This is a genomic window from Ideonella alba (assembly GCF_018069875.1).
In the GTDB taxonomy this organism is placed as follows: Bacteria; Pseudomonadota; Gammaproteobacteria; order Burkholderiales; family Burkholderiaceae_C; genus Ideonella; species Ideonella alba.
Map to the genome: position 1 here is coordinate 280,248 of NZ_JAGQDF010000005.1, position 23,274 is coordinate 303,521.

The window sequence follows — 23,274 nt, forward strand, 5'->3', positions numbered from 1 at the left end:
CTCATTGGCGGCCACGCAGCACCGATTCGGGCTGCTGGTTCAGGGTGTCGGCCAGCTCGCGCAGCGAGCGCGCGGCGCTGGCCAGGTCGGTCAGGGCGCGCTGCAGGTCGCGGTTCAGCGGCGCGTCGGTACCCACCGACTCGCGCAGCACGACGCCGGTGCGGGCCATCTCGTCGGCGGCGCCCCGCAGCTTGGTGGCCAGTGCGCCATCGGGCTGGAAGGTGGTGCCCACCCGGCGCGCCGAGTCGGTGACGGCGCTGGCCGCCACGCGCAGGTCCTCGGTGGTCTTGCGGGCGGCGTCCAGCGTGGCCTCGGCGCGGTCGAGCAGCGGCCCGCTGCGCTGGTCCAGGCGCTGGCTCAGGTTGACCAGGTGGCGGGTGATGTCGTCCAGGTCCTTCAGTGCACGCGACAGCTCGGGCGCACTGACCATGGCCCGGGTGGTGCTGGCGATCGCGCCGATGTCCTCGATCAGGCGCTTGACGTCGATCTGGTCGATCTGGTTGCGCAGTTCCTGGAACACCGTGGCCACCGTGGGAATCTCGGGTTGGCCGGTGCCGCCCTGGCTCATCGAGGGCTTGTCGGGGCGGAAGTCCAGGTCGATGTAGAGCTGACCGGTGAGGATGCTCTGCATCGCCAGCTGGGCCCGCAGGCCGCTGCCCACCAGGGTCTGCACGGTGGCGCGCAGGTTGGCATCGGCGCTGCCGCCGCCGACATTGCGCAGCGCATCGGCGTCGAGTTCCGCCACCACCGGGATGCTGACATGGTGCCCGGCGGCATCCCACTTCACGCCCACCGAACTGACGCTGCCCAGGCGCACACCGCGGAAGACCACCGGCGCGCCCACCTGCAGGCCGTAGATGCTGCCGCTGAAGTACATCACCACCTGCTGGCGGGTGGCGAACAGCCGCCCCCCGGCAACGGTGAACACGGTGGCGAACAGCAGCACCAGGGCGCCGACGACGAACAGGCCCAGCAGCGCCGGGTTGCCGTGGCGGCGGATCATGGCCGGGCCCGTCCCTGCAGGAAACGCCGCACCGGCTCGGGGCCGTGCTGCAACAGGGTGCGGGGCGCGTCCAGCGCGGTCATGGTCTTCTCCTGGGCGTCGAGGAAGAGGGCACGGTCGGCGACCGCGAAGATGCTGTCGAGCTCATGGGTCACCATCACGATCGTCGTGCCCAGATGATCGCGCAAGTGCAGGATCAGCTCATCCAGCCGCGCCGAGGTGATCGGGTCCAGCCCGGCGCTGGGCTCGTCCAGGTACAGCAGGGGCGGGTCCAGCGCCATCGCGCGGGCGATGGCAGCGCGCTTCTTCATGCCGCCCGAGAGATCGGCCGGCGCAGCGTCGAAGGCGCCCTCCAGGCCCACCAGGGCCAGCTTGAAGCGGGCCAGGGACTCCACCTCGGCCGGCGCCAGCGTGGTCAGCTCCTGCAGCGGCAGCATCACGTTCTCGCCCACGCTCATCGAGCTCCACAGCGCGCCGGCCTGGAACATCACGCCAAAGCGTTCGCGCAGCAGGTCGCGCTGCGCCTCGTCGGCACTGGCCAGGTCGATGTCGCCGTAGCGGATGCGCCCCTGCGCCGGGGCCTGCAGGCCGATCAGGTGGCGCAACAGCGTGCTCTTGCCGCAGCCGCTGCCGCCCATCAGCACCAGCACTTCGCCGGGCTGCACCGCGAAGTTCAGGTCATGCTGGATCACCCGCCCGTCCCAGGCCAGCGTCAGGTCCTCGACATGCACCAGCGCGTCGTCCATCACCACCCCAGGCGCTGGAAGCTGATCGTCAGCGCCGACGCGGCGACGACGATCCAGACGATGGCCTGCACCACCGCCGCGGTGGTGGCCTCACCCACCGCCTGGGCGCTGCGGCCGGCGTGCAGGCCCTGGCGGCAGCCCGCCAGCGCCACCAGCAGGCCGTAGACCGTGGCCTTGAGCAGGCCGATCGAGACATGGGCCAGGCTCAGCGCATTGAAGCTGCGCACCAGGTACTCCAGCGGCTCGACGCGGAAGATGCCCACCGCGACGAACATGCCCGCGATCATCGCCACCCCGGCCGCGTACACCGTGAGCAGCGGCGCCATCAGCGTCAGCGCGATGGTGCGCGGCAGCACCAGGTGCTCCACCGGGTCCAGGCCCAGGGTGCGCAGCGCGTCGATCTCCTCGTTGGCCTGCATGCTGCCCAGCTGCGCCGCGAAGGCCGCGCCCACCCGGCCGGCCAGGATCACCGCGGTCATCAGCGCGGCCACCTCGCGCACCTCGCCGATCGTCACCAGGTCGGCCATGTAGATCTGGGCGCCGAAGCGCTGCAGCTGCGCCGCGCCCAGGTAGGCGATGATCAGCCCGACCAGGGCGCTGACCAGCGAGACGATCGGCAGGCTGGACGGCCCGGTGGCCCAGAGCTGGTGCACCAGGTCCTGGCCGCGCATCGCGGTGCGTCCGCGCAGCAGGCGCCCCAGGGCCATCAGGGTCTCGCCGACGAAACCCAGGGTCACCGTGGCGCGTTCGACGAAGCGCGTCAGCAGCAGCCCCAGGCGGCTCAGCACACCGGGTTCGGGCGGCACCGGCGCTGCGGCGCTGGACGCGCTGGCCAGCGACAAAACTTCGCGCAGGCCGCTGGGCAGGGCGGCCAGGTCCAGCGGCACCGCAGGCTCGCGCCGGGCCAGGTCCGCGCCCAGCTGCCACAGCCGCGCGGCGAGCCGGCTGTCCCAGGCCTGCAGCGCGTCAGCGCGCACCTGCACCCGCCGCGCCGTGGCCGGCAGGCCACCCAGGCCAGGCCAGGCGGCCGAGGCCTCGGGCGCCCGCCAGTCGCCACGCAGGTCCAGGGTGGCCAGCGGCCCATCGGCCTGCCAATGGGCGGCCGGGGGAATCCGGTCGGCGGAGTCAGCCATCACCCTCACTGTAAGGCCAATGCGGCGCGACCTTGGCGGGTGGGTGTATCGTTCGCCTGGGGCGAATGCTTGCTTGTCAAACCCCGTGTGCGCCGGCCCGAGCCTTCGTGCAACATCCGGTTCAGCGATGCGGCTGTTGGTGCTGGACTCACCGGTCCTCTCCCAGCCGATCCCTGGCCGCCTGACCATGGCCACCCGGGGACGGTGCATGCAGCGGTCGCCCCCCATTCCTGTGCTGCGATGCGTTTCGACCTCATCACGCTGAACCTGGTGCTCGCGATCTCCGAGACCCGCAACCTGACGCGGGCGGCGGAGCGCGAGCATCTGGCGCTGGCCGCCGCCAGCAAGCGCCTGAAGGACCTGGAGACCCGCCTGGGCGTGCAACTGTTCGTTCGCCGCGCGCGCGGCGTGGAGCCCACCGAGGCCGGCCGCGCGCTGGTGCGCCACATCCGCGGCCTGCATGCCTCGCTGCATGCGCTGGAGAGCGAGGTGGTCGAGTTCAGCCGCGGCATCAAGGGCCACCTGCGCATCGCCGCCAATGCCGGCGCCATTGCCGAGTGCCTGCCGGCCGACCTGGCCGCCTTCTCGCGTGAGCATCCGCAGATCCGCATCAGCCTGGAAGACCTGACCAGCGCCGAGGTCCAGGCCGCGGTGGCCGATGGCCGCGCCGATGTGGGCATCTTCGCCCAGCCGCTGTCCGACCAGCGCCTGCGCGCTTGGCCCTACCGCGACGGCCAGCTGGCGGTGATCCTGCCGCGCGGCCACGCGCTGGCGGCCGAGCCGGGCGCACTGGCCTTCGAGTCGCTGCTGGACTACGACATCGTCGGCCTGCACATCGGCGCCTCGGTGCACGAGCTGATGCTGCAGCGCGCGCTGGAGCGCGGCCGAACGCTCAACGCCCGGCTGCAGGTGCGCGGCTTCGACGCCATCGCCCAGCTGGTCGACGCCGGCCTGGGCGTGGCCCTGTTGCCGGCGGCGGTGGCCGAGCGCTTCGCCCGGCTGTTCGCGATCGAGGTGCGACCGCTGCTCGATGCCTGGTCACAGCGCACCTACCTGATCGCCGCGCGCGACCAGGAGGTGCTGCCGGCCGTGGTGCAGCGCTTCGTCGATGCCCTGACACGCGACGTGCCGCTGGTCTCGCCGACCGGCGGCGCATCGCCGACAATCCCTGTCCCGCGCGCACCCCGCGCGACGATTCCTTCCTGACCTTCTCCGGCCTGCCATGACCGCACGCACCCTGTACGACAAGCTGTGGGACGAACACGTCGTCCACACCGAGGAGGACGGCACCGCCGTGCTCTACATCGACCGCCACCTGGTGCACGAGGTCACCAGCCCGCAGGCCTTCGAAGGCCTGCGCGAGGCCGGCCGGCCGGTCTGGCGCACCAGCTCGGTGGTGGCCACCGCCGACCACAACACGCCCACCGACGGCTGGGAGCTGGGCCTGGACGGCATCAAGGACCCGATCTCCAAGGAGCAGGTGGTCACGCTGGACGCCAACATCAGGGCCTTCGGCTCGGCCGCCTACTTCCCGTTCATGAGCAAGCGCCAGGGCATCGTCCACGTGGTCGGCCCCGAGAACGGCGCCACGCTGCCGGGCATGACGGTGGTCTGCGGCGACAGCCACACCTCCACCCATGGCGCCTTCGGCGCGCTGGCGCATGGCATCGGCACCTCCGAGGTCGAGCACGTGCTGGCCACCCAGACCCTGCTCGCCAAGAAGGCGAAGAACATGCTGGTGCGGGTGGACGGCGAACTGGCCCGCGGCCTGACCGCCAAGGACATCGTGCTGGCGATCATCGGCAGGATCGGCACCGCCGGCGGCACCGGCTACACGATCGAGTTCGGCGGCTCGGCCATCCGCGCGCTGAGCATGGAAGGCCGCATGACCGTGTGCAACATGGCGATCGAGGCGGGCGCCCGCGCCGGCCTGGTGGCGGTGGACGACAAGACCATCGACTACGTCAAGGGCCGCCCCTTCGCGCCCCAGGGCGTGGAGTGGGAACTGGCGGTGGCGCACTGGCGCACCCTGCACTCCGACGACGGCGCGCACTTCGACAAGGTGGTGGTGCTCGATGCCGCGCAGATCAAGCCGCAGGTCACCTGGGGCACCAGCCCCGAGATGGTGCTGGCGATCGACGAGCGCGTGCCCGACCCCGACAAGGAGAAGGACGGCGTGAAGCGGGCTGCGATCGAGCGGGCGTTGAGCTACATGGGCCTGGAGCCCAACAAGGCGATCAACGACATCCGCGTCGACAAGGTCTTCATCGGCTCGTGCACCAACAGCCGCATCGAGGACATGCGCGAGGCCGCCGCGGTGGTGCAGCGCGTGGGCGGGCGCATTGCCGCCAACATCCGCCAGGCGCTGGTGGTGCCGGGCTCGGGCCTGGTCAAGGCGCAGGCCGAGGCCGAGGGCCTGGACAAGGTCTTCACCGCCGCCGGCTTCGAGTGGCGCCAGCCCGGCTGCAGCATGTGCCTGGCGATGAACGCCGACCGGCTGGAGCCCGGCGAGCGCTGCGCCAGCACCAGCAACCGCAACTTCGAGGGCCGCCAGGGCAACGGCGGCCGCACCCACCTGGTCAGCCCCGCGATGGCCGCCGCCGCCGCGATGGCCGGCCATTTCGTCGACATCCGTCGCATCGCCTGAACGCAAGGAGCCACCGCATGAAGACCGTGTTCGCCCTGATCGCCGCGCTGTTCGTCCTGGCCGGCTGCAACACCTTCGAGGGCATGGGCAAGGACATCCAGAAGGCCGGCGAGACCATCGAAGGCGCTGCCAAGAAGAAGTAAGCATGGACCAGTTCACCGTACACCAGGGCCTGGTGGCCCCGATGGATCGCGCCAATGTCGACACCGACGCGATCATCCCCAAGCAGTTCCTGAAGTCGATCAAGCGCACCGGCTTCGGCCCGAACCTGTTCGACGAGTGGCGCTACCTGGACAAGGGCGAGCCCGGCCAGGACCCGGCCAGCCGCCGGCCCAACCCCGACTTCGTGCTGAACCAGCCGCGTTATGCCGGCGCCAGCATCCTGCTGGCGCGCGACAACTTCGGTTGCGGCTCCAGCCGCGAGCACGCGCCCTGGGCGCTGCAGCAGTACGGCTTCCGCGCCATCATCGCCCCCAGCTTCGCCGACATCTTCTTCAACAACTGCTTCAAGAACGGCGTGCTGCCGATCGTGCTGCCCGAGTCGCAGGTGGCGAAGCTGTTCGACGAGGTGGCGGCCTTTCCGGGCTACACGCTGACGATCGACCTGCCGCGCCAGGTCATCGTCAAGGGCGACGGCAGCGAACTGCCCTTCGAGGTGCAGGCCTTCCGCAAGTACTGCCTGGTCAATGGCTTCGACGACATCGGCCTGACGCTGCGCCACGCCGACAAGATCAAGGCCTACGAGGCCGAGCGCCTGGCGAAGATGCCCTGGCTGGGCACCTCGATGCCGCAGCTCTGAATTCCCGACATTCCAAGAAAGAACACGATGAGCATGAAGATCGCCGTGCTGCCGGGTGACGGCATCGGCACCGAGATCGTCGCCGAGGCGGTCAAGGTCCTGCAGGTGCTGGACCTGCCGCTGGAGATGGAGCAGGCCCCGGTGGGCGGCGCCGCCTACGAACTGCACGGCCACCCGCTGCCCGAGGGCACGCTGAACCTGGCCAAGTCCGCCGACGCCATCCTCTTCGGCGCCGTGGGCGACTGGAAGTACGACAAGCTCGACCGCCCGCTGCGCCCCGAGCAGGCCATCCTGGGTCTGCGCAAGCACCTGGGCCTGTTCGCCAACTTCCGCCCGGCGATCTGCTACGAGCAGCTGGTGGGCGCCTCCAGCCTCAAGCCCGAACTGGTGGCCGGCCTGGACATCCTGATCATCCGCGAGCTGACCGGCGACATCTACTTCGGCCAGCCCAGGGGCCGCCGCACCGCGGTGGACGGCCTGTTCCCCGGCGCCGACGAGGCCTTCGACACGATGCGCTACTCGCGCCCCGAGATCGAGCGCATCGCCCATGTCGCCTTCCAGGCAGCGCGCCAGCGCGGCCGCAAGGTCACCAGCGTCGACAAGGCCAACGTGCTCGAGACCTTCCAGTTCTGGAAGGACGTGGTCATCGAGGTGCATGCCCAGTACCCCGATGTCGAGCTGCAGCACATGTACGTCGACAACGCGGCGATGCAGCTGGTCAAGTCGCCCAAGTCCTTCGACGTGGTGGTGACCGGCAACATGTTCGGCGACATCCTGTCGGACGAGGCCTCGATGCTGACCGGCTCGATCGGCATGCTGCCCTCCGCCTCGCTGAACGACCGCAAGCAGGGTCTGTACGAGCCCAGCCACGGCAGCGCGCCGGACATCGCTGGTAAGGGTATTGCAAACCCGCTGGCTACAATCCTGTCTGCTGCCATGATGCTCCGCTTCTCCCTCCAAGCACCCGAGGCTGCCGACCGCATCGAGTCGGCCGTCAAATCGGTGCTGGCTGCCGGCTACCGTACGCCGGACATCTGGAGCGAAGGCACCCAGAAGGTGGGCACGCGCGAGATGGGTGATGCAGTCGTCGCCGCCCTCATGGGCAACGGCGCGGGCAAAACCATTACCACGATCACCAAGAGCTGACAGCTCGGTTTCGTCTCGCCCCCACACCTGGACCCCGGCGAACGAGCCGGGGAAGTCAGGGGTCCGGGATTGGCTACACACAAGGAAACTGGAAATGGCACTCGTAGGTCTCGTCGGTTGGCGCGGCATGGTCGGTTCGGTCTTGATGGACCGCATGCAGGCCGAGAACGACTTCGCGCACTTTGAACCGCTGTTCTTCTCCACCTCCAATGCCGGCGGTGCCGCCCCGGCGCAGGCGAAGAACGAAACCCGTCTGCAGGACGCGCATGACATCGCCGCGCTCAAGCGCTGCGACATCGTCCTGACCTGCCAGGGGGGCGACTACACCTCGGCCGTCTACCCCAAGCTGCGCGCCGAAGGCTGGAATGGCCACTGGATCGACGCCGCCTCCACGCTGCGCATGGAGAAGGACGCCGTCATCGTGCTGGACCCGGTGAACATGCCCGTCATCAAGGACGCGCTGGCCAAGGGCGGCAAGAACTGGATCGGCGGCAACTGCACCGTCAGCTGCATGCTGATGGGCGTGGGCGCGCTGTACAAGGCCGGTCTGGTCGAGTGGATGTCCACCCAGACCTACCAGGCCGCCTCGGGCGGCGGTGCGCAGCACATGCGTGAGCTGCTGACCCAGTACGGCACCCTCAACGCCGAGGTCAAGGCCCTGCTGGACGACCCGAAGAGCGCCATTCTGGAAATCGACCGCAAGGTGATCGCCAAGCAGCGTGCCCTGTCGGGCGCCGAGACCGCCAACTTCGGCGTGCCGCTGGGCGGCTCGCTGATCCCCTGGATCGACAAGGACCTGGGCAACGGCCAATCCAAGGAAGAGTGGAAGGGCATGGCCGAGACCAACAAGATCCTCGGCCTGGGCGAGGGCTTCAGCGCTCCCGCGGTGCCGGTGGACGGTTTCTGCGTCCGTGTGGGCGCGATGCGCTGCCACAGCCAGGCCCTGACCCTGAAGCTGAAGAAGGACGTGCCGGTGGCGGATCTGGAAGCCATGATTGCCGCCGACAACGAGTGGGTGAAGGTGGTGCCCAACACCCGCGAGGCCACGCTCCGGGACCTGACGCCGGTGGCCGTGACCGGCACCATGACCATCCCGGTGGGTCGCATCCGCAAGCTGGCCATGGGCCCCGAGTACGTCGGCGCCTTCACCATCGGCGACCAGCTGCTGTGGGGCGCCGCCGAGCCGCTGCGCCGCATGCTGCGCATCCTGCTGGCCCAGTGAGTGCCACCACCGGCGCCGAAGCGGGCGCCGGATGTCCGAGCCGTCCATGACCCGCCTGCGCGGGCTGGCGGCCGGGCCTGTTGCAAGTCGTTGCCACTCGTTGCCGTCTGGCAACGATAAAGGCGCTGCGCTGCGGGCAAACAGCGCGACCGGCATCAACTCAGGTTTTGGATGAGCTTGCGAGCCTATATGCTTGCTGCTATGGTGTTTTCTCGCCTTGGTGCGACCAGGGGGTCGTGCGGGGCTGCAGAAAACCATCGATGACGGCGCAGCCGCCCAGGCGTCTGTGCCCAGCGTTGTCGGAGACGCCTTGAAGAACACCACCACAACGTCCGCGGGAATGGCCCTGTCCAGCCTGGCGATCGCGGCCTGGCTGGCGCTGTCCGCGCCCGCCGCCGAGGCCCTGGGCCTGGGGCGCCTGAGCGTGCGTTCCGCGCTGGGCGAGCCGCTGCGCGCCGAGATCGACATCAGCAGCATCACGCCCGAGGAAGCCGACACGCTCAAGGCCGTGCTGGCCTCGCCCGAGTCCTTCCGCTCGGCCGGGGTCGAGATGAACCCGGCGCTGCAAGGTGTCCAGGTGACGCTGGTGCGGGGCGCCGATGGCCGCCCGGTACTGCGCATGGCGGGTGACCGCGCCGTCAGCGAGCCCTTCCTGGACGTCATCCTGGACCTCAGCTGGGCCTCGGGCCGCCTGCAGCGGTCCTACACGCTGCTGATCGATCCGCCGATCAAGCCGGCCCCAGCACCCGCGCCACAGACCGCTCCGGTGATGTCCAACGCGCCGGCGCAGGCGCCGGTGGCCCGCCCGGTGCGGCCGCAGCCCGCGCCCAGCGCCGAGCCGGTGGCGCCGACGGCGGCCTCGGCCCCCGCAGCCCGTCCGCCGGCACCGACCCCGCCCAGCACCCCGGCGGCACCGGCGGCGCCGACCCAGGGCTACCGTGTGAAGAGCGGCGACACGCTCTCCAGCATCGCCAACGCCAACGCACGGCCTGGCGTGTCGCTGGACCAGATGCTGGTGGCCCTGTACCGCGGCAACCCCGACGCCTTCGTTGGCAACAACATGAACCGCCTCAAGGCCGGCGTCGTGCTCGACGTGGCCGAGGCCCAGGCCCGTGCCGGCGAGATTCCGGCGGCCGAGGCGCGCCGGGTGTTCCAGGCGCAGAGCGCCGATTTCGCCGCCTTCCGTCAGCGCCTGGCCGGCGCCGCGCCGGTGGTCAAGTCGGCCGAGCCGCCGCGCCAGGCCCAGGGCAAGGTCGATGCCGCGGTCAAGGACCGCAAGACCGACAGCGCGCCCACGCCGGATCAGCTCAAGCTCTCCAAGGGCGGTCTGAAGGCCGCCAGCGCGCCCGAAGCCAAGATCTCCAAGGACACCGAGCGCAAGGCCGCCGAGGCGCGCATGTCCGAGCTGACGCGCAACGTCGAGGAGCTCAAGCGCCTGTCTTCTGGCGCTTCTGCGGTGGGCAAGGCAGCGTCTGCGCCGGCGCAGCCGCCGGTGGCGGTGACCAAGCCGGTGACGCCGCCTCCACCCCCGCCGCCTCCGCCGCCTCCGCCGGCGCCGGCCGCCTCGGTGGCCCCGCCGCCGGTCGTGGCCAGTGCGCCGGCCTCGGCCGCGGCGCCCGCGTCGGCGGCGGCACCGTCAGCGTCGGCCGCGCCTGCGGTGGCCGAGCCGGCCTCGGCCGCGGCATCGCGCCCGCCGCGCCCGCCGGAGCCGGCCCCCGCCGCCGAACCCGGCGTGCTGGACTCGCTGAGCGAGAACCCCTTCGTGCTGCTGCTGGGCGTGGGCCTGGTGGCGCTGCTGGCCGGCTGGGGCGTGATGCGCCTGCGCCGCCGCGGCCAGGAGGGCGCCGGCGAGACCTCGTTCATCGAGAGCAAGCTCCAGCCCGATTCCTTCTTCGGCGCCTCTGGCGGCCAGCGGGTCGACACCCGCGACGGTGCCACCAGCGCGGCCGCGTCCTCGTCGCTGAGCTACTCGCTGAGCCAGCTCGATGCGATCGGCGATGTCGACCCGGTGGCCGAAGCCGACGTCTACCTCGCCTATGGCCGCGACCTGCAGGCCGAGGAGATCCTCAAGGAAGCCCTGCGCACCGACCCGGCCCGCGCCGCGATCCGCACCAAGCTGCTCGAGGTCTATGCCAAGCGCGCCGATGCCGAGGCCTTCATGCAGCAGGCGCGCCAGCTGCACGAGATGACCGGCGGTCAGGGCGAGGACTGGGCGCGTGCGGCGGAACTGGGTCGACAGATCGATCCGGCCGAGCCGATGTTCGCGGCCAACGAGGACATGCTGCCGGCCACCGCCTCCTTGGTGGACGACAGCGCGCCCCCCGCCGCCGTCGAGCCCGACCCACTGCCCGAACCCGACCCGGTGCCCGCCGCCGCGGCCGCGCCGGCCGGTCCTTCGTCCACCTACGACATCGACATCGACCTCGATTCCCCGTCGCAGCTCAGCGGCCTCGAGAACACCCGGCCGATGACCGGCTCCGAGCCGACGATGGACCTGGGCGAGCCCTCGGTCCACGGCATGCTCGACGACGACCCGGTGACCACCCGCCGCGGCCAGCTCGACGAGCTGGACCTGGGCGAGGCGACCACGCCCAGCGCCTTCGACGCGCTGGCGCCTGAACTGCCACCGGCCGTCGCCCCGGCGCCCGCGCCGCGCGACGCCCAGCCCTCGGCACCGGTGGACTTCGACTTCGGCGACCTGTCGCTCGACCTGCCCAATGAGCCGGCCGCGCCGCCGCCGCCGCCCAGCGGCGATGACCTGGACGCCGGCAGTGGCGATCCGCTGCAGCGCAAGATCGAGCTGGCCGACGAGTTCCGCCGCATCGGTGACATCGAAGGTGCCCGCGACCTGCTCCAGGAAGTGATCGAGAAGTCCGATGGCGCGCTGAAGGCCCGCGCCCAGAGCCTGCTGGATGAGCTCTGAGCCCGTGCCGTCGCCCATGGGCGACGGTCGGGCGGGGCGGCCACTGCGGCGCATCGCGCTGGGCGTGGCCTACCGTGGCGAGGCCTACCACGGCTGGCAGAGCCAGCCGGGCGGACGCACCGTGCAGGACCACCTGGAGCAGGCGCTGTCGCAGTTCGCCGCGCAGCCGGTGCACACCGTCTGCGCCGGCCGCACCGACACCGGGGTGCATGCGCTGAACCAGGTGGTTCACTTCGACACGCCACTGGCGCGTGAGGACTTCTCCTGGGTACGCGGCACCAACCGCTACCTGCCGAATGACATCGCCGTGCAGTGGTGCCGCGAGGTGCCGCCGCACTTCCATGCGCGCAACGGCGCGCGTGGCCGGCGCTACCGCTACCTGCTGCTGGAGTCGCCGGTGCGCCCGGCGATCGAGCGCGGCGGCTGCGGCTGGAGCTTCCGGCCGCTCGATGCCGATGCGATGCGCGCCGCCGCCGCTCACCTGGTGGGCGAGCACGACTTCACCTCCTTCCGCTCGTCGGAGTGCCAGGCGGCGTCGCCGGTGAAGCAGCTGCACGCCATCCGCATCGATCAGCGCGGCGCCTACTGGCGCTTCGAGTTCGACGGCATCGCCTTCCTGCACCACATGGTGCGCAACATCATGGGTTGCCTGGTGGCGGTGGGCGCCGGCACCCGCCCGCCCGGCTGGATGGCCGAGGTGCTGGCCGCGCGATCGCGTGACGCCGCCGCACCCACCTTTGCCCCGGACGGCCTGTACTTCCTGGGGCCCCGCTACGATGCCGGGTTCGGCCTGCCGGAGCACACGGCGGCCATGGACTGGATGCCATGAACCCCCTGACACCGCGCACCCGCATCAAGATCTGCGGCCTGACCCGCGAGGCCGACGTCGACGCCGCCGTCACCGCTGGCGCCGATGCGATCGGCTTCGTGCTCTACCCGAAGAGCCCTCGCGCCGTCACGGCGGCGCGCGCGGGCGACCTGGCGCGCCGTCTGCCGCCTTTCGTGACACCGGTGCTGCTGTTCGTCAACGCCACCGCCGACGAGATCGCCGCCGGCCTGGCGGCGGTGCCGCAGGCCCTGCTGCAGTTCCATGGCGACGAGCCCCCCGAGGCCTGCACCGCGCCCGGCCGACCCTACCTGCGGGCGGCCCGGATGGCACCGGACGTCGATTTGCTAGACTTGGCGGCTCGCCACCCCAGCGCCCAGGCGCTGCTGCTCGACGCCCATGTCGAGGGCTACGGGGGCGGCGGAAAGGCGTTCGATTGGTCTCTCATACCGCCCGGCGTTCCCTGTCCGGTCGTTTTGTCTGGTGGGTTGAATCCTGCAAGCGTGATCGATGGGGTGATGCACGTCCGGCCCTGGGCCGTTGACGTGAGCTCCGGCGTGGAGAGCGCCAAGGGCATCAAGGACGCCGCGCTGATGCACCGCTTCTGCCAGGCGGTGCGCGAGGCCGATGCCCGAGTCGCCCAGGCCAGCGCCGGCACCTGAACGCTGCATTCCAAGGATTCCTGTCATGTATGAGTACCAGCAGCCCGATGCATCGGGCCACTTCGGTCCGTACGGCGGCAGCTTCGTCTCCGAGACGCTGACCCATGCGCTCGAGGAACTGAAGGCCGCCTACGCCCACTACCGCAACGATCCCGAGTTCCGCCGCGAGTTCGAGGACGAGCTCAAGCACTTCGTTGGCCGTCCCAGCCCGATCTACCACGCCGCGCGCCTGTCGCGCGAGGTGGGCGGCGCGCAGATCTACCTCAAGCGCGAAGACCTGAACCACACCGGCGCGCACAAGGTGAACAACACCATCGGCCAGGCCCTGCTGGCCCGCCGCATGGGCAAGCCGCGCGTGATCGCCGAGACCGGCGCCGGCCAGCACGGCGTGGCCACCGCCACCATCTGCGCCCGCTACGGCCTGGAGTGCATCGTCTACATGGGCAGCGAGGACGTGAAGCGCCAGAGCCCCAATGTCTACCGCATGCACTTGCTGGGCGCCAAGGTGGTGCCGGTCGAGAGCGGCTCCAAGACGCTGAAGGACGCGCTCAACGAAGCGCTGCGCGACTGGGTCACCAACGTCGAAAACACCTTCTACATCATCGGCACCGTGGCCGGCCCGGCGCCGTACCCCGAGATGGTGCGCGACTTCCAGCGCGTCATCGGCGACGAATGCCTGCAGCAGATGCCCGAGTACCTGGGCGCCGGCCGCCAGCCCGATGCGGTGGTGGCCTGCGTGGGTGGCGGCAGCAATGCGATGGGCATCTTCTACCCCTACATCCCCCACGAGCAGGTGCGCCTGATCGGCGTGGAGGCCGCAGGCGATGGCCTGGATACGGGCCGCCATGCCGCCAGCATCTCGGCCGGCAGCCCCGGCGTGCTGCACGGCAACCGCACCTACCTGCTGCAGGACGAGAACGGCCAGATCATCGAGACCCATTCGGTCTCGGCTGGCCTGGACTATCCCGGCGTCGGCCCCGAGCACGCCTACCTGCACGACATCGGCCGCGCCGAATACGTGGGCTGCACCGACGCCGAGGCCATGGCCGCCTTCCACCGCCTGTGCCGCACCGAAGGCATCATCCCGGCGCTGGAATCCAGCCATGCAGTGGCCTACGCCATGAAGCTGGCCGCCACGATGCGCCCCGACCAGCATGTGCTGGTCAACCTCAGCGGCCGCGGCGACAAGGACATCAACACCGTGGCCAGGCTGGCCGGCCTGGAGGGCATTGCATGAGCCGCATCGCAGCCACATTCGCGGCCCTGAAGGCCGATGGTCGCAAGGCCCTGATTCCCTATGTCTGCGCCGGTGACCCGCATGCCGACGGCACGGTCGATGTGATGCTGGCGCTGGCCGAGGGCGGCGCCGACGTGATCGAGCTGGGCGTGCCCTTCTCGGACCCGATGGCCGACGGCCCGGTGATCCAGAAGGCCGCCGAGCGCGCGCTGGCGCGCGGCATCGGCATGGCCCAGGTGCTGGCAATGGTGCGGGACTTCCGCGCCCGCAACGCCGACACCCCGGTGGTGCTGATGGGCTACGCCAACCCGGTGGAGCGCTACGACCAGAAGCACGGCGGCGGCGCCTTCGTGAAGGACGCGGCGGCCGCAGGGGTGGATGGCGTGCTGATCGTCGACTACCCGCCCGAGGAGTGCGGTGCCTTTGCGCAGGCGCTGCAGGCGCACGGCCTGGACCTGATCTTCCTGCTGGCGCCCACCTCCACCGAGCAGCGCATGCGCCTGGTCGGCGAGATCGCCACCGGCTACGTCTACTATGTCTCGCTCAAGGGCGTGACCGGCGCCGGGAACCTGGACACCGACGCGGTGGCGGCCGCCGTGCCGCGCATCCGCCAGCATGTGAAGGTGCCGGTGGGCGTGGGTTTCGGCATCCGCGACGCGGCCTCGGCGCAGGCGGTGGGCCGGGTCTCGGACGGCGTGGTCATCGGTTCGCGCCTGATCCAGATCCTGGAAACCCAAACGCGCGACAATGCGCCCGCGGCGGCCCGCGCCTTCATGGCCGAGATCCGCACCGCGCTGGACAGCCTCTGAAGGCTTTCTGGCAGACTACTGGACCGAATCGTTGAGGAGCCTTGATCGATGAGCTGGCTTGAGAAACTGCTGCCACCGAAGATCCAGCACACCGACCCGAGCGAACGCCGCTCGGTGCCGGAAGGCCTGTGGATCAAGTGCCCCTCGTGCGAATCGGTGCTCTACAAGACCGATCTGGAGAGCAACCTCAACGTCTGCCCCAAGTGCGACCACCACCACCGCATCGGGGCGCGCGCGCGCCTTGATGCCTTCCTTGACGCCGAAGGCCGCTACGAGGTGGGCCATGAGGTGCTGCCGGTCGATGCGCTGAAGTTCAAGGACAGCAAGAAGTACCCCGAGCGCCTGAAGAGCGCGCTGGAAACCACCGGCGAGACCGACGCGCTGATCGTCATCGGCGGCGCGGTGATGAGCATGCCGGTGGTCGCCGCCTGCTTCGAATTCGACTTCATGGGCGGCTCGATGGGCTCGGTGGTGGGCGAGCGCTTCGTGCGCGGCGTCGAGACCGCGATCGAGCAGAAGGTGCCCTTCATCTGCTTCACCGCCACCGGTGGCGCGCGCATGCAGGAAGGCCTGTTCAGCCTGTTCCAGATGGCCAAGACCAACGCCTCGCTGACCCGCCTGGCCAAGGCCCGCCTGCCCTACATCAGCGTGCTGACCGACCCCACGATGGGCGGTGTGTCGGCCTCGTTCGCCTTTGTGGGTGACGTGGTGATCGCCGAGCCCAAGGCGCTGATCGGTTTCGCCGGCCCGCGGGTGATCGAGAACACCGTGCGCGAGAAGCTCCCTGAGGGCTTCCAGCGCGCCGAGTTCCTGCTGGAAAAGGGCGCGGTCGACATGATCCTGGACCGCCGCCAACTGCGCCAGGCGATTGCCCACCAACTGGCCATGCTGCAGCGCCAGAGCGCTGACGCCGTCGCCTGACCCTGTTCACCCCCCTTCCCGCCCCGGTGCGACACCGTCGCCCGGGGCGCTGTCTTTGATGAGCTCGCTGCCCACCACGCTGGCAGGATGGCTCGCCCACTGCGAGCGCCTGCACCCCACCGAGATCGAGATGACCCTCGACCGTGTCCGCACGGTCAAGGAACGCCTGGGCCTGCGCTTCGACTGCCCGGTGATCAGCGTCGCCGGCACCAATGGCAAAGGCTCGACCTGCGCCATGCTCGACAGCATCGCCCGCGCCGCCGGCTACCGCGTGGGGCTGTTCAGCAAGCCGCACCTGGTGCACTTCGAGGAGCGCTGCCGGGTGGACGGCGAGATGGTCAGCGGCGAGTCGCTGGTCGAGCACTTCGCGGCGGTCGAAGCCGCGCGCGGCGACGTCAGCCTGACCTACTTCGAGTTCACGCTGCTGGCCATTGCCCGGCGCCTGATTGCCGCCCAGCCCGAGCTGGTGATCCTGGAGGTGGGCCTGGGCGGCCGGCTGGATGCGGTGAACGCCTTCGATGCCGACGTGAGCGTGATCACCTCGATCGACATCGACCACGTGGCCTTCCTGGGCCCCGACCGCGAGAGCATCGGCCGCGAGAAGGCCGGCATCCTGCGCGCCGGCCGGCCCGCCATCGTCTCCGACCCCGTGCCGCCGGCCAGCGTGCTGCGGGCCGCTGAAGCGCTGGGTGCCGACCTGTGGCTGATGGGCCGCGACTACAACCAGCAGGGCGACCGCCAGCAGTGGTCGTGGAGTGGGCGAGGGCGGCGCTACCACGCGCTGGGCCACCCGGCGCTGCGCGGCGCCAACCAGCTGCTCAACGCCAGCGGGGCGATCGCCGCGCTCGAGGCGCTGCGCGACCGCCTGCCCATCAATGCCCAGGCGCTGCGCGTGGGCCTGGCCACGGTGGAGCTGCCGGGTCGCTTCCAGATCGTGCCGGGCCAGCCGGCGCTGGTGCTGGACGTGGCTCACAACGACCAGAGCGTTGCCGCGCTGGCGCTGAACCTCGACCAGATGGGCTTCTTCCCGCGCACCCGGGCGGTGTTCGGCGCGATGCACGACAAGGACCTGGCGGCGGTGGTGGCGCGGCTGGCGCCGCTGGTCGATGCCTGGCACCTGACCGATCTGCCGCTGCCCCGCGCCGCCCGCGCCGCGGATCTGGCGGCGGTGGTGCGCCAGGTCCGCGCCGACGTGCCGGCGCAGACCCACCCGGACCCGGCTGCCGCACTGGCCGCGGCCCTCGAAGCCTCGGACCCGGCTGATAGAATCGTGGTCTTCGGCTCCTTCCTGACCGTGGGCGGCGTGCTGAAGGACGGCGTGCCCCGGTTGAGCGCTCCCCACAAGGGCTGACCGGCGTCGCCGTGACGCCTGCGGATGGTCGGGGCGTTTGCCGCTCCGCCCACCTGCCCGACGCGTCCGCATGGCCTTGCCACCGTTCCTGACCTCCCTGTTCAAGAAGTCACCCGCTGCGGCCCCTGCGTCGATGCTGGATGCCGCCGAGGTGGTGCGCGAGGCCCGCAGCCGTGCCCGACGCCGCCTGATTGGGGCCAGCGTGCTGCTGGGCTTGGGCATCATCGGCCTGCCGCTGCTGTTCGAGAGCCGGCCGCGGCCGATTCCGGTGGACCTGCCGATCGAGATTCCTGCCCGCGAAGGAGCGCCGGCCCTGAACGCCCCGGTGGCCCGCGCGGATGCGCGCCGCCCCGAAGCCCGCCCCGCCGAGCCGATCGACGAGCCGGTGCTGCCGGCTTCGGCCGCCTCGGCCAGCGCCAAGCCGGCGGCCGCCAAGCCGTCCGCACCGGCCGACACCAAACCGGTGACCCCGCCGCCAGTGGCGTCGACGCCGGCCAAGCCGGTCGCCAAACCCGAGGTCAAGCCCGAAGCCAAACCCGAGGTCAAGCCGCCGGTTCCGCCCGCGTCCAAGCCCGAGGCCAAGCCGCCCGCCAGGCCCGAGCCCAAGCCGGAGGCCAAGCCCCCCGCCAAGCCGGAGGCCAAGGTCGAGCCCAAGCCCGCCGCCAAGCCCGAAGCCAAGACCGACACCAAGCCGGCCGCGGCCGACGAAGGCCGCTACGTGGTCCAGATCGGCGCCTTCGCCGAGGTGGGCAGCGCGCGTGAGGCGCGCATGAAGGTCGAGGGCATGGGCCTGAAGACCTACACCCAGGTGATCGATTCGGCCACCGGCCGACGCATCCGCGTGCGCGTCGGCCCCTACGCCACCAAGGCCGAGGCCGACAAGGCCGCGGCCCGCATCAAGGCGGGCGGCCTGCAAGCCGCCGTGCTGGTGCTCTGAGGTCGCCCGTGGGCCCGGAACACGCCGCCACCACCGCCTGGCTGGGCCTGGGCTGGGTCGATGTCACCCTGGCCGGACTCGGCCTGATCTCGGTGCTGGTGGGGCTGTGGCGTGGCCTGGTCTATGAGCTGCTGTCGCTGGCGGCCTGGGTGATGGCCTGGCTGGTGGCCCTGAACTGGGGGCCGGATCTGGCGGCCCGCCTGCCGCTGAACGAGACCGGCACCGCGCCCCGCGTGGCCCTGGGCTATGCGCTGTGTTTCATGGGCACGCTGCTGCTGGGCGCGCTGCTGGCGCGGCTGCTGCGCATGCTGGTGGCGGCCACGCCACTGCGCTGGATCGATCGCCTGCTGGGCGCTGTCTTTGGTGCGGTGCGTGGTGCGCTGCTGCTGCTGGCCGTGGTCATCGTGGTCGGCTGGACGCCGCTGTCGCGCTCGGCGGCGTGGCAGTCCTCGCAGGTCGTCGCGTGGTTGGGGCAGGCCGGGGCCGTGTGGCAGGCCTGGCGTCCCCAGAGCACCCGCTGACCTCTCTCGGATTCTCTTCGCTTTTCAGGACGGACCTCCCATGTGCGGCATCGTCGGTGTCATCTCCAAGCAACCGGTCAATCAGCTGATCTATGACGCGCTGCTGCTGCTGCAGCACCGCGGCCAGGACGCGGCCGGCATCGTCACCATGCAGGGCACCAAGTGCTACATGCACAAGGCCCGCGGCATGGTGCGCGACGTCTTCCGTACCCGCAACATGCGGGCCCTGCCGGGCCATGTGGGCCTGGGCCAGGTGCGCTACCCCACGGCGGGCAATGCCTACAGCGAGGAAGAGGCGCAGCCCTTCTACGTCAACGCGCCCTTCGGCATCGTGCTGGTGCACAACGGCAACCTGACCAATGCGATGGCGCTGAAGGACGAGTTGTTCGACATCGACCGCCGCCACATCAACACCGAGAGCGACACCGAGGTGCTGATCAACATCCTCGCGCACGAGCTGGAGATGGCCGCGCGCGACCTGCCGCTGACGCCCGAGGAGATCTTCAAGGCCGTGGGTGCGGTGCACCAGCGCATCAAGGGCTCGTATGCGGTGGTGGCGCTGATCGCCGGCCACGGTCTGCTGGCCTTCCGTGATCCGCATGGCATCCGGCCGCTTTGTTACGGCGTCTCGGGCGATGGCTCCGAGGTGATGCTGGCCAGCGAGTCGGTGGCGCTGGAAGGCACCGGCCACCGCTTCGTGCGCGACATCGCGCCGGGCGAGGCGGTCTTCATCACCACCGAGGGCCAGCTGCACAGCCAGCAGTGCGCCAAGGACCCGCAGCTGCACCCCTGCATGTTCGAGTACGTCTACCTGGCGCGGCCTGATTCGGTGATCGACGGCATCTCGGTCTACCAGGCGCGGCTGAACATGGGTGAGACGCTGGCCCAGCGCCTGATCTCCACCATGCCGCCCAGCGAGATCGACGTGGTGATCCCGATCCCCGAGTCCAGCCGGCCCAGCGCCATGCAGCTGGCGCACAAGATCGGCAAGCCCTACCGCGAGGGCTTCGTGAAGAACCGCTATGTGGGTCGCACCTTCATCATGCCCGGCCAGAGCGTGCGCAAGAAGAGCGTGCGTCAGAAGCTCAACGCGATCGGGCTGGAGTTCAAGGGCCGCAACGTGCTGCTGGTGGATGACTCCATCGTGCGCGGAACCACCTCCAAGGAGATCGTGCAGATGGCCCGCGAGGCCGGTGCCAACAAGGTCTACATGGCCTCGGCCGCGCCGCCGGTGAAGTACCCCAATGTGTATGGCATCGACATGCCCACGCAGGAGGAACTGATCGCCCATGACCGCACGATGGAAGAGATCCGCGCCTATATCGGCGCCGACGCGCTGATCTACCAGGACGTCGATGCGATGAAGCGCGTCGTGGGTGCGCTGAACCCGTCGATCAAGGGCTTCGAGGCCTCGTGCTTCGACGGCACCTACATCACCGGTGACGTCAGCGTGGCCGACTTCGCCGCGATGAAGGCCCAGCGCGCCGCGCAGCCGGGTGACGAGGAAGACGCCGAGTCGCGCAGCCGCCTGGCGCTGCAGAGCCGGAGCGATGCATGACGATGGAGAGCGACGAAGAGCGCCGCATCGCCCGCGCCCGCCTGCCCGAGGGCGTGCGCCCCGAGACGCTGGCCGTGCGCGCCGCGCTGGCGCCCAGCCAGCATGGCGAGAACTCGGAGGGCCTGTTCCTCACCAGCGCCTATGTCCAGCCCGACGCGGCCACCTCGGCCAAGCGCTTCGCCGACATGCTGGACTTCACCTACTCGCGCACCAGCAACCCCACGGTGCGCAGCCTGGAGATGCGCCTGGCGGCGATGGAGGGCGCCGAAGCGGCCATCGCCACCACCACCGGCATGAGCGCGATCCTGCTGCTGATCATGGGCCTGTTGAAGGCGGGCGACCATGTGGTGTGCTCACGCTCGGTGTTCGGCTCGACGATCGGGCTCTTTGGCAAGGAGTTCGCCAAGTTCGGCGTCGAGACCAGCTTCGTCGCGCAGACCGACCTGGCCGAGTGGCGCGCCGCGATGCGACCCACCACCAAGCTGCTGTTCGCCGAAACCCCCACCAACCCGCTGACCGATGTCTGCGACATCGCCGCGCTGGCCGGGATCGCCCACGCCGGCGGCGCGCTGCTGGCGGTGGACAACACCTTCTGCACGCCCGCACTGCAAAGGCCCCTGTCGCTGGGCGCGGATGTGGTGATGCACGCCGCCACCAAGTACCTGGATGGCCAGGGCCGTGTGATGGCTGGCGCGTTGTGCGGCAGCGAGGCGCTGATCAACGGCATCATGGCGCCGGTGCTGCGCACCGTGGGCATGACGCTGTCGCCGTTCAACGCCTGGGTGGTGCTCAAGGGCCTGGAGACCCTGCACCTGCGGATGAAGGCGCAGAGCGATCAGGCGCTGGCCGTGGCCCGCTGGCTGGCGGCGCGGCCCGAGGTGGCGCGCGTCTACTACCCCGGCCTGGCCACCCACCCGCAGCACGACCTGGCCATGCGCCAGCAGTCGGGCCTGGGAGGCGCGGTGCTGTCCTTCGACCTGCAGGCTGACACGCCCGAGGCCGCGCGCGCACGCGCCTTCCACGTGATCGACAGCACCCGCGTGCTGAGCATCGCCACCAACCTGGGCGACACCAAGTCCATCATCACCCACCCGGCGACCACCTCGCACGGCCGGCTGTCCGAGGCGCAGCGCCAGGCCGCCGGCATCGGCCAGGGCATGGTCCGCCTGGCTGTGGGCCTGGAACACGTCGACGACATCACCGACGATCTGCTGCGCGGCCTGGCCACGCTTCCCACCGCATGACTTCCAAGATCCGCACCCGCATCGCCCCGTCGCCCACCGGCTTTCTGCACCTGGGCACCGCGCGCACCGCGCTGTATTCGTGGGCCTATGCCCGCCACCACGGTGGCGAGTTCGTCCTGCGCATCGAGGACACCGATGTCGCCCGCTCCACCCAGGACTCGGTCGACCAGATCCTGCAGTCCATGCACTGGCTGGGCCTGGACTACGACGAGGGTCCGATCTACCAGATGCAGCGCCTGGATCGCTACCAGGCGGTGATCGAGCAGATGCTGGCCGCCGGCAGCGCCTACCGCTGCTACACCACGCCGGCCGAGCTGGATGCGCTGCGCGAGCAGCAGAAGGCGCGTGGCGAGAAGACCGGCTACGACGGCCGCTGGCGCCCTGAGCCCGGCAAGACCCTGCCGCCGGTCCCCGAGGGCGTGCAGCCGGTGATCCGCTTCAAGAATCCGCGCGATGGCGAGGTGCGCTGGGACGACCTGGTCAAGGGCGAGATCGTCATCGCCAACAAGGAGTTCGACGACCTGATCATCCAGCGCGCCGACGGCGTGCCCACCTACAACTTCGCGGTGGTGGTGGACGACTGGGACATGGGCATCACCCATGTCTTCCGCGGCGACGAGCACATCAACAACACGCCCTGGCAGATCAACATCTACCAGGCGCTGGGCGCGCCGCTGCCGCTGTTCGGTCACCTGCCGGTGATCCTGGGCGACGATGGCCTGAAGCTGTCCAAGCGCCGCGGTGCGGTGGCGGTGTCCAACTACGAGGACGGCGGTTACCTGCCCGAGGCGATGCTGAACTACCTGGCCCGCCTGGGCTGGAGCCACGGCGACGACGAGCTGTTCAGCCGCGAGCAGCTGGTGACCTGGTTCGACGGTACGCACCTGAACAAGAGCCCCGCGCAGTGGGATGCGGCCAAGCTCACCTGGGTCAATGCCCACTACATGAAGCAGGCCGACGACACGCGGCTGGCCAGCCTGGTGGCCGCCCAGCTGGCGCGGCGCGGCCATCAGGCCGATGCCGAGCGGCTGGCGCCGATGTGCGCGCTGTTCAAGGACCGCTGCGCCACCACCGTGGAACTGGCCGACTGGCTGGCCATGTATTTCGCCCCGGTGACGCCGTCGGCCGAGGACCGGGCCCAGCACGTCACCGACGCGCTCCGGCCCGCGCTGGCCGCGCTGGCCGCCCGACTGCAGACCTGCGCCTGGGAGAAGGCAGCGATCAACCAGGCGATCAAGGACACGATCGGCGAGTTCGGGCTGAAGATGCCGCAACTGGCCATTCCGGTGCGGGTGCTGGTGTGCGGCCGCGCCCAGACGCCGTCGGTCGATGCGGTGCTGGCGCTGTTCTCACGCGAAGAAGTCGTCGCCCGGTTGGCAAACGCGTGATTTCCGGTATATACTGCTAGTCTTCGCTCAACAGCACTGGTGCTGACACAACAGCGACGCGGTACACACCGGGTGGCTCAAGTGGACGGATCCGGGGGTATAGCTCAGCTGGGAGAGCGCTTGCATGGCATGCAAGAGGTCAGCGGTTCGATCCCGCTTACCTCCACCAATCACGCAGCGCTGTTGAGAGAATGGAAAAGG

Annotated in this window: 21 protein-coding genes and 1 tRNA gene; 19 read left to right on the forward strand and 3 right to left on the reverse strand. The window is 70.2% G+C overall.

Annotation, left to right across the window (positions count from 1 at the left end):
* Nucleotide 1: 1 nt before the first annotated feature.
* The 3 genes from KAK07_RS10840 to KAK07_RS10850 are packed head-to-tail and all read right to left on the reverse strand — an operon-like array spanning nt 2 to nt 2,882.
* Complete coding sequence (locus KAK07_RS10840) at nt 2-1,003, reverse strand: MlaD family protein (protein WP_247661149.1); 1,002 nt, start codon at nt 1,001-1,003, stop codon at nt 2-4.
* Nucleotides 1,000-1,749, reverse strand: coding sequence for an ABC transporter ATP-binding protein (locus tag KAK07_RS10845; protein ID WP_210854508.1), 750 nt, complete (start codon nt 1,747-1,749; stop codon nt 1,000-1,002). Before KAK07_RS10845 ends, KAK07_RS10840 begins: the two co-directional genes overlap by 4 nt.
* A complete protein-coding gene (locus tag KAK07_RS10850) occupies nt 1,749-2,882 on the reverse strand; it encodes an MlaE family ABC transporter permease (RefSeq protein ID WP_210860663.1) in 1,134 nt (377 codons plus the stop codon). Before KAK07_RS10850 ends, KAK07_RS10845 begins: the two co-directional genes overlap by 1 nt.
* A 240-nt stretch (nt 2,883-3,122) precedes the next feature.
* Here KAK07_RS10850 and KAK07_RS10855 point away from each other — a divergent pair, with 240 nt between their 5' ends.
* The 19 genes from KAK07_RS10855 to KAK07_RS10945 all read left to right on the forward strand — a co-directional run bounded on the left by KAK07_RS10855 (nt 3,123) and on the right by KAK07_RS10945 (nt 23,242).
* Nucleotides 3,123-4,088 (forward strand): LysR family transcriptional regulator, encoded by a 966-nt coding sequence (locus KAK07_RS10855; RefSeq protein ID WP_210854510.1) that lies wholly within the window; start codon nt 3,123-3,125, stop codon nt 4,086-4,088.
* 16 nt (nt 4,089-4,104) lie between these two features.
* On the forward strand, nt 4,105-5,529 hold the full coding sequence (gene leuC, locus KAK07_RS10860; protein ID WP_210860665.1) for a 3-isopropylmalate dehydratase large subunit: 1,425 nt from the start codon (nt 4,105-4,107) through the stop codon (nt 5,527-5,529).
* 17 nt (nt 5,530-5,546) lie between these two features.
* Nucleotides 5,547-5,672, forward strand: coding sequence for an entericidin A/B family lipoprotein (locus KAK07_RS10865; RefSeq protein ID WP_210801316.1), 126 nt, complete (start codon nt 5,547-5,549; stop codon nt 5,670-5,672).
* A gap of 2 nt (nt 5,673-5,674) precedes the next feature.
* Nucleotides 5,675-6,328, forward strand: coding sequence for a 3-isopropylmalate dehydratase small subunit (gene leuD, locus KAK07_RS10870; RefSeq protein ID WP_210854512.1), 654 nt, complete (start codon nt 5,675-5,677; stop codon nt 6,326-6,328).
* Between the two features lie 33 nt (nt 6,329-6,361).
* Nucleotides 6,362-7,474, forward strand: coding sequence for a 3-isopropylmalate dehydrogenase (gene leuB / locus KAK07_RS10875; protein WP_210854600.1), 1,113 nt, complete (start codon nt 6,362-6,364; stop codon nt 7,472-7,474).
* A gap of 94 nt (nt 7,475-7,568) precedes the next feature.
* A complete protein-coding gene (gene asd, locus KAK07_RS10880; RefSeq protein ID WP_210854513.1) occupies nt 7,569-8,696 on the forward strand; it encodes an aspartate-semialdehyde dehydrogenase in 1,128 nt (375 codons plus the stop codon).
* 340 nt (nt 8,697-9,036) lie between these two features.
* Nucleotides 9,037-11,619, forward strand: coding sequence for a motility hub landmark protein FimV (locus KAK07_RS10885; RefSeq protein ID WP_210854514.1), 2,583 nt, complete (start codon nt 9,037-9,039; stop codon nt 11,617-11,619).
* On the forward strand, nt 11,609-12,448 hold the full coding sequence (gene truA / locus KAK07_RS10890; protein WP_247661150.1) for a tRNA pseudouridine(38-40) synthase TruA: 840 nt from the start codon (nt 11,609-11,611) through the stop codon (nt 12,446-12,448). Before KAK07_RS10885 ends, truA begins: the two co-directional genes overlap by 11 nt.
* Complete coding sequence (locus KAK07_RS10895; protein ID WP_210860667.1) at nt 12,445-13,107, forward strand: phosphoribosylanthranilate isomerase; 663 nt, start codon at nt 12,445-12,447, stop codon at nt 13,105-13,107. The genes truA and KAK07_RS10895 overlap by 4 nt, the downstream gene beginning before the upstream one ends.
* 25 nt (nt 13,108-13,132) lie before the next feature.
* On the forward strand, nt 13,133-14,344 hold the full coding sequence (gene trpB / locus KAK07_RS10900; RefSeq protein WP_210854516.1) for a tryptophan synthase subunit beta: 1,212 nt from the start codon (nt 13,133-13,135) through the stop codon (nt 14,342-14,344).
* Complete coding sequence (trpA, locus tag KAK07_RS10905) at nt 14,341-15,153, forward strand: tryptophan synthase subunit alpha (protein WP_210860668.1); 813 nt, start codon at nt 14,341-14,343, stop codon at nt 15,151-15,153. Before trpB ends, trpA begins: the two co-directional genes overlap by 4 nt.
* Nucleotides 15,154-15,201: 48 nt before the next feature.
* Nucleotides 15,202-16,074: an acetyl-CoA carboxylase, carboxyltransferase subunit beta gene (accD, locus tag KAK07_RS10910; protein WP_210854518.1), complete on the forward strand. Its 873-nt coding sequence runs from the start codon at nt 15,202-15,204 to the stop codon at nt 16,072-16,074.
* Between the two features lie 58 nt (nt 16,075-16,132).
* Nucleotides 16,133-17,425 carry a bifunctional tetrahydrofolate synthase/dihydrofolate synthase gene (gene folC / locus KAK07_RS10915; RefSeq protein ID WP_210860675.1) on the forward strand — a complete coding sequence of 431 codons (1,293 nt, stop codon included), beginning with the start codon at nt 16,133-16,135 and terminating at the stop codon, nt 17,423-17,425.
* Nucleotides 17,426-17,495: 70 nt separating this feature from the next.
* Entirely contained in the window at nt 17,496-18,362 is an 867-nt protein-coding gene (locus KAK07_RS10920) for an SPOR domain-containing protein (protein ID WP_210860676.1), read from the forward strand.
* Nucleotides 18,363-18,370: 8 nt separating this feature from the next.
* Nucleotides 18,371-18,883, forward strand: coding sequence for a CvpA family protein (locus KAK07_RS10925; protein WP_210860677.1), 513 nt, complete (start codon nt 18,371-18,373; stop codon nt 18,881-18,883).
* 40 nt (nt 18,884-18,923) lie between these two features.
* Nucleotides 18,924-20,441 carry an amidophosphoribosyltransferase gene (purF, locus tag KAK07_RS10930; protein WP_210854522.1) on the forward strand — a complete coding sequence of 506 codons (1,518 nt, stop codon included), beginning with the start codon at nt 18,924-18,926 and terminating at the stop codon, nt 20,439-20,441.
* 2 nt (nt 20,442-20,443) lie between these two features.
* Complete coding sequence (locus KAK07_RS10935; protein WP_375141225.1) at nt 20,444-21,685, forward strand: O-succinylhomoserine sulfhydrylase; 1,242 nt, start codon at nt 20,444-20,446, stop codon at nt 21,683-21,685.
* Nucleotides 21,682-23,073: a glutamate--tRNA ligase gene (gltX, locus tag KAK07_RS10940; protein ID WP_210860679.1), complete on the forward strand. Its 1,392-nt coding sequence runs from the start codon at nt 21,682-21,684 to the stop codon at nt 23,071-23,073. Before KAK07_RS10935 ends, gltX begins: the two co-directional genes overlap by 4 nt.
* Nucleotides 23,074-23,166: 93 nt before the next feature.
* Nucleotides 23,167-23,242, forward strand: a tRNA-Ala gene (locus KAK07_RS10945).
* The last annotated feature ends 32 nt before the right edge of the window (nt 23,243-23,274 follow it).

Bases quoted from the DNA above. Each gene is read 5' to 3' on its own strand.
- KAK07_RS10840 (WP_247661149.1), bottom strand. From the start codon at position 1,003: ATGATCCGCCGCCACGGCAACCCGGCGCTGCTGGGCCTGTTCGTCGTC.
- KAK07_RS10845 (WP_210854508.1), bottom strand. From the start codon at position 1,749: ATGGACGACGCGCTGGTGCATGTCGAGGACCTGACGCTGGCCTGGGAC.
- KAK07_RS10850 (WP_210860663.1), bottom strand. From the start codon at position 2,882: ATGGCTGACTCCGCCGACCGGATTCCCCCGGCCGCCCATTGGCAGGCC.
- KAK07_RS10855 (WP_210854510.1), top strand. From the start codon at position 3,123: ATGCGTTTCGACCTCATCACGCTGAACCTGGTGCTCGCGATCTCCGAG.
- leuC (WP_210860665.1), top strand. From the start codon at position 4,105: ATGACCGCACGCACCCTGTACGACAAGCTGTGGGACGAACACGTCGTC.
- KAK07_RS10865 (WP_210801316.1), top strand. From the start codon at position 5,547: ATGAAGACCGTGTTCGCCCTGATCGCCGCGCTGTTCGTCCTGGCCGGC.
- leuD (WP_210854512.1), top strand. From the start codon at position 5,675: ATGGACCAGTTCACCGTACACCAGGGCCTGGTGGCCCCGATGGATCGC.
- leuB (WP_210854600.1), top strand. From the start codon at position 6,362: ATGAAGATCGCCGTGCTGCCGGGTGACGGCATCGGCACCGAGATCGTC.
- asd (WP_210854513.1), top strand. From the start codon at position 7,569: ATGGCACTCGTAGGTCTCGTCGGTTGGCGCGGCATGGTCGGTTCGGTC.
- KAK07_RS10885 (WP_210854514.1), top strand. From the start codon at position 9,037: ATGGCCCTGTCCAGCCTGGCGATCGCGGCCTGGCTGGCGCTGTCCGCG.
- truA (WP_247661150.1), top strand. From the start codon at position 11,609: ATGAGCTCTGAGCCCGTGCCGTCGCCCATGGGCGACGGTCGGGCGGGG.
- KAK07_RS10895 (WP_210860667.1), top strand. From the start codon at position 12,445: ATGAACCCCCTGACACCGCGCACCCGCATCAAGATCTGCGGCCTGACC.
- trpB (WP_210854516.1), top strand. From the start codon at position 13,133: ATGTATGAGTACCAGCAGCCCGATGCATCGGGCCACTTCGGTCCGTAC.
- trpA (WP_210860668.1), top strand. From the start codon at position 14,341: ATGAGCCGCATCGCAGCCACATTCGCGGCCCTGAAGGCCGATGGTCGC.
- accD (WP_210854518.1), top strand. From the start codon at position 15,202: ATGAGCTGGCTTGAGAAACTGCTGCCACCGAAGATCCAGCACACCGAC.
- folC (WP_210860675.1), top strand. From the start codon at position 16,133: ATGAGCTCGCTGCCCACCACGCTGGCAGGATGGCTCGCCCACTGCGAG.
- KAK07_RS10920 (WP_210860676.1), top strand. From the start codon at position 17,496: ATGGCCTTGCCACCGTTCCTGACCTCCCTGTTCAAGAAGTCACCCGCT.
- purF (WP_210854522.1), top strand. From the start codon at position 18,924: ATGTGCGGCATCGTCGGTGTCATCTCCAAGCAACCGGTCAATCAGCTG.
- KAK07_RS10935 (WP_375141225.1), top strand. From the start codon at position 20,444: ATGGAGAGCGACGAAGAGCGCCGCATCGCCCGCGCCCGCCTGCCCGAG.
- gltX (WP_210860679.1), top strand. From the start codon at position 21,682: ATGACTTCCAAGATCCGCACCCGCATCGCCCCGTCGCCCACCGGCTTT.